Origin of the sequence: Brevundimonas diminuta ATCC 11568 (assembly GCF_000204035.1) — a bacterium.
Lineage (GTDB): Bacteria > Pseudomonadota > Alphaproteobacteria > Caulobacterales > Caulobacteraceae > Brevundimonas > Brevundimonas diminuta.
This window is the reverse complement of sequence record NZ_GL883086.1, coordinates 761,982-770,746: the sequence shown is the minus strand read 5'-3', so window position 1 is coordinate 770,746 and position 8,765 is coordinate 761,982. Positions and strand designations below refer to the sequence as shown.

The window sequence follows — 8,765 nt, the reverse complement described above, 5'->3', positions numbered from 1 at the left end:
CAAGGCGGCTCCCGCCGTGGTCGAGAAGGCCAAGGTCGGCGAGCGCGTCCAGTTCGACGTGACCGTGCGCGGTCGCGAATCCGAAGTGACCGCGATCCGGCCCGAATAGGCCGGTCATCCCGGCGAAGCGGGGATCGACCCAGGCCGAAGTCGACGCCGTTCTGGGTCCCGAGCAGGCATAAAGAGAGGCCCCGCCGTACAATCGGCGGGGCCTTTGCCTTGTTAGCGACGAACCGGGTTCGCGCCTTCAAAGGTCATGAAGGGGGCGGGCTGGTCCGCGCCGAAGCGCATGACGTCATAGCGTTCAGGAGCGTAGCCGGGGGCCTCCATGCCGCGCGAGGCGCCGAATAGGAGCCGAAAAGGCTGAAAACTCGCCGCGCGCCCTCTGGGGGCGCGCGGCCTTTTCGCGGAACCACATAGTTGCGAAAGGAGCTTGAGTTTCGCCGTCACGTATCGAGCACATAGGCAAGGAGCAAGGACGCTGGATCTTACTCGTGGCGTCAGGATCGCACGTCGTTTTCCCCTTCTCCTACTTTATCAGCCGCACGGCTTCGAAACGCGCAGGTAGCTCGCGCCGAGATATTTGGCGCTGGACGGTTTCAGTTTTCGCCATCGTGACTCGCGCTCGGCCATTTCCAAGGCACAGGGTCAACGACCGCTTTCGTCACGAACCACTGTAGCCTCGAACGTCAAAGACGCGTTGTTGGTGACGAAGCGTCCACCCTTCTCCGTCGGTGCATCCAGCGTCGCGGCGACTAACATGACAGGACCGGTTACGCCGTCCGGAATCCGTAGCCGGCCCTCCGCGTCGGTTTGAACCGCGCGCCTTTCGTCCTGTCCAAACCTGATCGTGACGGGTTGCCCCGGTATTGGATGCCCGTTTCTGACCAGTTGGAAGGTCGCAGGACTATTCCGCCCAGCCACGAACTCGGGGAGAAACTCGACCTCTAACCCCGTCGCCCCCCCCGCCGTCGGGGTGCAGGTCTGGAAGCAGACGAGCGTCTTGGCCAGCCGACGCGACCTCACTTCAAGCGGCGCGCCTTCAGGCAGCAGTCGGCGCGCTGTCGCTACATCCTCGGCCTTGAAGGGGTGCTCCTCCAGATAGGTGTCGACCTGGTCAGGCCGCCAGGTGGATTCGCCCCAGATCGTCAGAAGCGTCACGGTCGCCATCCCCTGGGTGTCACTGGACACCGCCAGGCGCAGGGACTTGGCTTGGGCCCCGACGGTGACGGCCGCCGGACGACCATCGACCACCGCCCGGACCTCGGCGATGCGGCTGCGGGGCGAACCCACGTTGAGGGCAGGGAAGTCCGACGACGAGGTTGCGTGGACAATGAGCGGGTGGCCCATCGGCCCGACGAAACGCTCCGGCGCCAGGAAGAAGTCGTGGGCGGCGGCCGCCCCGGCGAACAGGCTCAGGCCCGAGACCATAGCCACCATCAAATTCGTTCTCATGTCGTGCATTCTTCTCTTGATCTGTTGTTTCGCCGGTGTCTGCGCCGGCCGATATCGTTTGAGTGTCTTGGCGCCCCCTTAGCCTTGCAGCGGCTAGGGGGCGCCTTCAGCGGGCCTAGAAGCGCGCGGTCAGTCCGAGGTAATACCGGCGACCGATCAGGTCGTAGCTGGAGGGATCGGTGTTGGCGGCGATCGCGGGTGCATAGACCGGTGGCTGTTCGTCTGTCAGATTGTTGACGCCAGCCCGCAGCGAGACGACCTCGTTCACTTTGAAACCGGCATTGAGGTCGATGTAGTGGATGGCATCGACAACCTGGCTTCGGTTGTTGAAATTCTCGACTGATCCTTGGTAGCGCCACCGCAGGCCGACGTTCCACGGGTCCTGGCTCCAGTTCAGCGTGGAAAGGACCTTCCACTTGGGCAGGGTCAGGCCGAAGCTGTTTGAGATCGTGCCTTTGCGATCCGTGAAGGCGCCGCCCGGAATGTCCTGCCGCTCCCATTTCAGGAGCTTCGTACCGGTGACGTTTAGGGCCAGGCTTCCCCAATCCGGCGCGCCGAGATCGACCAGGTCGATTCGCCAATCGACTTGGAAGTCGATGCCCTTGGTCTCCAGCGTGCCGAGGTTGGCGTTGGTCTCGAAGGTGTTGGTGATCTGTCCCGAGTTCGGATCTCGGCTGAACATGCGGCAGAAGATGTTGTTCGGATCGTAGGTCGGATTGGACGCGCCGTCCTGATTGTAGCAGCGACGCAGTTGTTCAGTCGTCGATACCGTGCCGACCACCTTCTCGATCGTGATATCGTAGTAGTCGATAGATCCGGACACCCGGCTGAGCCACGGGGCCGCGAACGGCGACTGCCAGGTGGCTCCCACGGTGAAGGAATCTGCGGTCTCCTCCTCCAGCATTGGGTTGCCCCCGGTGACCCCAGAGACCTGAGAGTTGGAGAAGGTGTAGGAATCGATCACCTGAGACGGGACATTCTGCGCCAGGCACAGGGTTCGCACCGCATTGGCGTTTGCCGCGCCCGGCGTGCGATACGCGCCGCGAATATCGCAGGGATCCCCGGAGAACTGGCGCGCGCCGGTCGAGGAAACCGGCACCCCGATCGACGGGAAGCTCAGATTCTGCGCTGCGAACAGCTCGCCGATAGAGGGCGCGCGGACCGCGCGCTGAACGCCGCCGCGGAAGCGTAGTCCGTTGAGCGCTTCCCAGCTGAGATCGGCCTTGTAGGATCCGACCCTTCCGATCGTTTCGTAGTCCGAGACGCGGTAGCCGAGATTTGTCTCCAGACTGCGCACAAACGGCAGATTGCTAAGCAACGGGATCAGGACCTCGCCGTAGAGCTCCGACACTTGATCCGACCCCGATAGCGGCTGGCCGGAGTTGCCGGCCAGCTCAGGCCCGGTGACGCCGTTGAGGGTGAATGTGCTGAGCAGCAGGTTATCAGGCGAAAAGTTGTAGTTCTGCTCGCGGTAGGCTGCGCCGACGGCCGCGCGGACCTCGCCGGCGGGCAGGGTGAACAGGCCGCCTTGCAGGTTCAGTTCAGCGACGCTCTGGTCGTTCGTGGTCACATTCTTGGCCACCCGGCCGACATAGGCGATGCACGCCGCGCTCATTGGGTTGACGCCGAAGGGATTGAAACCGCCGGCGCAGATCGACGCCCCGCCGTCGGGGGCTTCCAGGAGCCGCTGCAGCGCCGAGCGGGCGAGGTAGCCGGTGTAGACGGTGCCGTTGTTCACTCGGCCATAGGAAACATAGGCGTCGTAGGTCCAGTCGCGGAGGCCGACGAGGTCGCCGCGTATGCCCGTGTTGATCTGATAGACGTTGTAGTCCTCGGACTGGCGTCGCGGGCCGAGTTCGTTGAAGCGCTTGTCGAGGCGGAAGCTTCCGGCCGGGTTCGGGCGGGAGTCCAGGACGCTGCGCAGCTCGGCGGGAATGAACGGGTTGGTCGATGGAATGCGGAACCCGGTGGTCGGTCCGGTGGCCGGGTTGGAGGCCAACTGATTGCCGGCTTCGTACTGGGAGAACAGGAAGTCGGCGTATAGCTCCACCGCAGAGTTGATCTCGTAGTCCGCCGCCGCATACACATTGTACCGCTTCTGCGGGATGATCATGTAATTGCGGTCGACGGTGCTGTAGGCGAAGTCCGTCTGCTGGAGCGGACCGGGCGTGCGGAAGCCTTCGTAATCGACGCCGCCGGGGCTGACGTAATCGCGCGCGCCCCGATAGGTGAACAGGGTCCCATTGTTGTTGAAGCCGAAGGTGTCGCCCCGGGCGGCGCCGGGGACGGCGGCGTTGACAGCGGCGGCCGTCGGCAGGTTGGTGGCGTCGAACACGGTCGAGCCTAAGGGCGACGTGCCGGCAAAGCCCCCGATCAGCGAAAAGGCGCGACTGGCGTTGAGGACGGAGGCGCGGTTTGAATAGCTGGCCGACAACACCGCATGTCCGCGGCCCTCGGCGATGTCGCCGCCCAGGGTCAGGCTGACCGCTTCGGTCGAGGCGTCGCCCCGGTCCGAGGATCCATACTGGGCGTCGAACTGCAGGCCTTCGAAGTTTCCATCGAGCAGGAAGTTGAGCACGCCGCCGACGGCGTCCGATCCATAGGTCGAAGAGGCGCCGCCAGTAATCGTCTCGATACTGGAGATGAGCGGCGTCGGCAGCAGATTGAGATCGACGACGGACGAAGCGTTGGACGGAACTATGCGGCGGCCATTCAGCAGCACCAAGGTGCGGGTCGAGCCCAGTCCGCGGAGCTGGACGTTCGCCTGGCCGGCCAGGTTCGGACTGTTCGACGCGGCGTTGCCCAGAGCGGTGAACTGCGGAAGATCGTTGATCAGACTTTCGATATTGACCGACCCCGTCGCCTTAAAGTCTTCCTGGGTCATGGTCACGATCGGGCTGTTGGCGCTGTAGTCTTGGCGCGCGATACGAGAGCCGGTGACGACGATTGTGTCTATTTCAACGGCAGCGTCTGACGATTGAGGAGCGGCCGGAGTTTGGATCTGGGCGGCGGCAGGCAAGGCCGGCAATGTGGCGGCGGCGATCACCAGGCCCGAAAGGACTGAAGACGTGACGAGCTGGCTTCTGAAAGAGATGTTGGCCAAAGGCTTTTTCCCGCTAATTTTTGGGCCGAAATGCGGCCCCCCTATTTCGACTTACGCAGCGCGGCGAGCTCCCGCCTCGGCGCCGACACGATTTTTTTACAGGCCGCGCGAGATCTGCCCGTGCGAAAGCCGTGGTTCCCTCGAGTGCTGGAACGCAAGTGGCCGCGCCCTTTCGCGTGACGGTTTCCGGCCCGAATGCTTGCTGGAGGTGCTGGTCGAGGTGATCCGGGAGACGTTCGACGATGCGATTTCAACATGCCGCGCAGAGCCCTGGAGAAGGGTAGAATCCTCAAGGTCCTTCTTTACGGGTCATATGCGCGAAGCGACTGGGGCCACGACCCGGTCGGCCGTTACTTCTCGGGCTTCGACCTACTGGTCGTCGCCGCCCACGAAGATCTAGCGACGGCGAGTTCTGGCTCGACGCGACCAACCGAAACGATGCCGGGCGAAGGCGAAATTCGCGAGGTAGGCGAGCGCGTCCAGTTCGATGTGACTGTACGCGGTCGCGAACCCGAAGTGACTGCGATCCGGCCTGAGTAGGCCGGACATTCCGGTTGAGCGGGCGATCAAGCGCGTCTTTCACCTGGTCGAGGTCGATGGCTCAATTGCATCTATCCCTGAAGGCTCCCCCTGGAGAGGGCGCCGCAGGCGATGGTCTGGTCCGCGATGGGAGATACGAAAAGGCCCCGCCGGCTAGCCGGCGGGGCCATCTGTCATAGCGGAGCAGGGGGGCTAGCGGACGGGCGTCGCGCCTTCGAAGGTCATGAAGCGGGCGGGCTGGCCCGCGCCGAAGCGCATGACGTCATAGCGTTCGGGGGCGTAGCCGGGCGCCTCCATGCCGGGCGAGCCGGTCGGCATGCCGCCGACGCCGATGCCGCGCGAGGCGCCGGGCGATTTCAGGAAGGCGTTGACGGCGGCGGCGGGGACGTGGCCCTCGATCACCTTGCCGTCGACGACGGCCGTATGGCAGCTCCAGAGGGCTTCCGGCACGCCCAGGCGGGCTTTCACCGGCGCCAGGTCGTCAGTGGGGACGACGCGGATCGTATAGCCGGCCTTGCGCATATGCTCGACCCAGCCGCCGCAGCAGCCGCAGGAATCGCTCTTGTAGACGGTCATGTCCGAGGCATGGGCCACGGTCGGCAGGCCGTTCAGCAGGAAGCCCGCGCCGCCGAGGAGGACGACGCCGGCGGCGAGGGCGGAAAGCTTGAGCTTGTTCATGGTCAGGCGGCCTCGGCCGGATAGCCGGCGGCGTCCAGCGCGGTCAGCAGGGTTTGACGGTCGGCGGCAGTCGTCACCTCGACGCGGCGGGCCTCGATGTCGGCCTTGACGGCGGCGGAGGCGTCCACGGCGTGGATGGCCTTCTCGACGCCGGCGGCGCAGCCGCCGCAGCGCATCCTGGGAATGTGGAGCACCTGTAGATCGGAAGTCCCGGGAACATGGGCGGACATGGGCGAACCTTTCAAAAATGAACGCCTGCCGGTTCTAATCCTTACCCTTATGGGAAGGTCAACGGCTGGAACCATGATTTTTAGTATGGGTTAGCTGGGGGACCTGACGCGCTGCGTGTGCAGGGAAATCGAATCTGGACGTAGGAGACGCGACGTGAACAAGGGTCAATACCGGTCGTTCGGGATCGAGCTGGTTCTCGATTTCATCGTCATGTATCTCGTCATGTATACAATGATCGCCACGCTGGATCATTTCTACCTCAACCTCAACAACGTCTACATGACGCTCATGATGGTCACCCCCATGGCGATCCTCATGCTCTGGTTCATGCGGTCCATGTACCCCTCGCGAAAGCTGAATCTGGCGATCGTCGGCGGTGCCGCGGCGGTGTTCGTCCTCGCCTTTGTCGGCATGCGGACCCAGGCGGGGGTGGGCGACAAGGAGTTCCTCCGGTCCATGATCCCGCATCATTCCGGCGCGATTCTGATGTGCGAGCAGGCCTCGATCCGCGATCCGGAGATTATCGCCCTGTGCGATCGGATCATCCGGGCCCAGGACGATGAGATCGCTCAGATGCAGGCGATCCTGAAGCGCCTCTAGGCGGCTGCGTTCGTCGTCGAGAAGGGACAGCGACGCTCCTGACGCGGGCCGCCGCAAGGGTTTGGGGCCTGGGTGCTCCGGCGTCTCCACATATGACCCCCTTGAATTCTTCTGAAGCGAACTTCGCAAGCGCTTGTGTGGCGACCTGTCGCAAGGGATGGAGCGTGCGGGTGCGTAATACCCTGTGAAGCTCACGCCGAAGTCGTCGGTCGTGAAGTGCGTTCAAGGAAGGATGATCCATCATATGTCGAGCATGGCTCTCGATCGCAGATCCCTGTTGCGCGGCGCGGCCGCGGGCGGCGGGCTGCTTGGCCTTTCGGGGCTTCTGCCGGCCTGGGCCCAGTCGGGTTCCCCTGGTCTGCGCGCCGATCTGCCGACCCTGACGGGACCCAACATCGACCTGACCGTCGGAGACGCCAGCTTTACCGTGGGCGGGCGCACGGGCCACGCCTTCATGATCAACGGCCTGCTGCCCGCGCCCCTGCTGCGGATGCGCGAAGGCCAGAACGTGCGTCTGTCAGTGACCAATACCCTGGACGAGGACACCTCGATCCACTGGCACGGCCTGTTGCTGCCGTTCCAGATGGACGGCGTGCCGGGCGTCAGCTTCCCCGGCATCAAGCCGCGCGAGACCTTTGTCTATGAGTTCCCGCTGAAGCAGTCGGGCACCTACTGGTATCACAGCCATTCGGGCCTGCAGGAGGCCATGGGCCATTACGGCCCCATCGTCATCGACCCGGCGGGCGTCGATCCGGTCGGCTATGACCGCGAGCATGTGCTGGTCCTGTCGGACTGGAGCTTCATGCATCCGCACGAAATCCTGGCCAAGCTGAAGAAGAGCCCCGGCTACTTCAACATGCAGAAGACCACCCTGGCGGGCCTGCTGGACGGGTCGGACGGGATGAGCCTGGCCGAGCGCCGGATGTGGGGCGGGATGCGCATGGATCCGCGCGACATCCTGGACGTCAACGGCACCACCTACACCTATCTGATCAACGGCCACGGACCCGAAGAGAACTGGACCGGCCTGTTCCGGCCCGGAGAGCGGGTGCGCCTGCGCGTCATCAACGCCTCGGCCATGTCGATCTTCAACGTCCGCATCCCCGGTCTGGCCATGACCGTGGTTCAGGCCGATGGCGAGCATGTGCGCCCGGTCGAGGTGGACGAGTTCCAGATTTCGGTCGCCGAGACCTATGACGTCATCGTCCGTCCCACCGAGGACCGCGCCTACACCATCGTGTCGGAGGCCATCGACCGGTCGGGCATGGGGCGCGCCACCCTGGCCCCGCGTATGGGCATGACCGCCGAGGTTCCCCCCCTGCGCAAGGTGCCGAACCTGACCATGACCGACATGGGCATGGGGGGCATGGATCACGGCTCGATGGCTGGCATGGACCACTCGGCCCATGGAGCAGCAGCGGCCGCCACAGCCGGAGCCGCCGCCGCGCCGATGGACCACGGCGCCATGAGCATGCGTGACCCCAACAACGCCCCCGCCGACATGGCGGTCGGCGTCGGGGTAGACGCCATCGCGCCCGCGCCCGCCAACCGTCTGGGCGACCGTCCGCAAGGGCTGCAGGACGTCGATCACCGGGTCCTGGTCTATACCGACCTGCGCTCCCTTGAGCCGAACAAGGACACGCGCCCGCCGTCCCGCACCATGGAAATCCACCTGACCGGCAATATGGAACGGTTCATGTGGGGCTTTGACGGACGCAAGTTCTCGGAACTGGTCGAGCCGATCCGGTTCGAACTGAACGAGCGGGTCCGCGTCACCCTGGTCAACGACACCATGATGGCCCACCCCATCCACCTGCACGGCCACTTCTTTGAGCTGGTCAACGGCCACGACGGGCATCAGCCGCTGAAGCACACGGTCAATGTGGCGCCGGGCGGCAAGGTCACCTTCGACCTGACCGCCAACGCGCCGGGCGACTGGGCCTTCCACTGCCACCTGCTGATGCACATGCACGCGGGGATGTTCAACGTCGTCACGGTTCGTCCGCTGGAAGGAGCCGCCCGATGAGCCGCGCCCTGTTCGCCGCTGTCGCGGTCCTGCCCCTGATGCTGGCCGCCGGTTCGGCCGTCGCCCAGACCCATGGCGGCCACGGCGCCCACGCCGCGCCCGCCCGTCCTCCGCAAGCCCGGCCGACGCCCC

General features: G+C 64.6%; 6 protein-coding genes. 2 read left to right on the top strand and 4 right to left on the bottom strand.

Annotated features, from left to right (window positions below; genetic code table 11):
• Nucleotides 1-648 precede the first annotated feature (648 nt).
• From BDIM_RS07475 to BDIM_RS07455, 4 genes are all read right to left on the bottom strand, one after another.
• Nucleotides 649-1,464 (bottom strand): DUF4198 domain-containing protein, encoded by an 816-nt coding sequence (locus tag BDIM_RS07475; protein WP_040345406.1) that lies wholly within the window; start codon nt 1,462-1,464, stop codon nt 649-651.
• Nucleotides 1,465-1,570: 106 nt separating this feature from the next.
• On the bottom strand, nt 1,571-4,558 hold the full coding sequence (locus BDIM_RS07470) for a TonB-dependent receptor domain-containing protein (protein ID WP_003164961.1): 2,988 nt from the start codon (nt 4,556-4,558) through the stop codon (nt 1,571-1,573).
• A gap of 732 nt (nt 4,559-5,290) precedes the next feature.
• Nucleotides 5,291-5,776, bottom strand: a complete 486-nt coding sequence (locus tag BDIM_RS07460) for a DUF411 domain-containing protein (RefSeq protein WP_003164960.1) — start codon at nt 5,774-5,776, stop codon at nt 5,291-5,293.
• A gap of 2 nt (nt 5,777-5,778) precedes the next feature.
• The gene (locus BDIM_RS07455) at nt 5,779-5,970 is read right to left on the bottom strand and encodes a heavy-metal-associated domain-containing protein (RefSeq protein ID WP_232623943.1); all 192 of its coding nucleotides are present in this window, start codon (nt 5,968-5,970) and stop codon (nt 5,779-5,781) included.
• 190 nt (nt 5,971-6,160) lie between these two features.
• On the opposite strand from BDIM_RS07455, the gene BDIM_RS07450 reads away from it, so the two are divergent.
• The gene (locus BDIM_RS07450) at nt 6,161-6,607 is read left to right on the top strand and encodes a DUF305 domain-containing protein (protein ID WP_003164958.1); all 447 of its coding nucleotides are present in this window, start codon (nt 6,161-6,163) and stop codon (nt 6,605-6,607) included.
• A gap of 244 nt (nt 6,608-6,851) precedes the next feature.
• On the top strand, nt 6,852-8,633 hold the full coding sequence (locus BDIM_RS07445) for a copper resistance system multicopper oxidase (RefSeq protein WP_040346696.1): 1,782 nt from the start codon (nt 6,852-6,854) through the stop codon (nt 8,631-8,633).
• The last annotated feature ends 132 nt before the right edge of the window (nt 8,634-8,765 follow it).

What these genes read in the sequence shown, in the direction of transcription:
- BDIM_RS07475 (WP_040345406.1), bottom strand. Translation starts at nt 1,464, where the DNA reads ATGCACGACATGAGAACGAATTTGATGGTGGCTATGGTCTCGGGCCTG.
- BDIM_RS07460 (WP_003164960.1), bottom strand. Translation starts at nt 5,776, where the DNA reads ATGAACAAGCTCAAGCTTTCCGCCCTCGCCGCCGGCGTCGTCCTCCTC.
- BDIM_RS07445 (WP_040346696.1), top strand. Translation starts at nt 6,852, where the DNA reads ATGTCGAGCATGGCTCTCGATCGCAGATCCCTGTTGCGCGGCGCGGCC.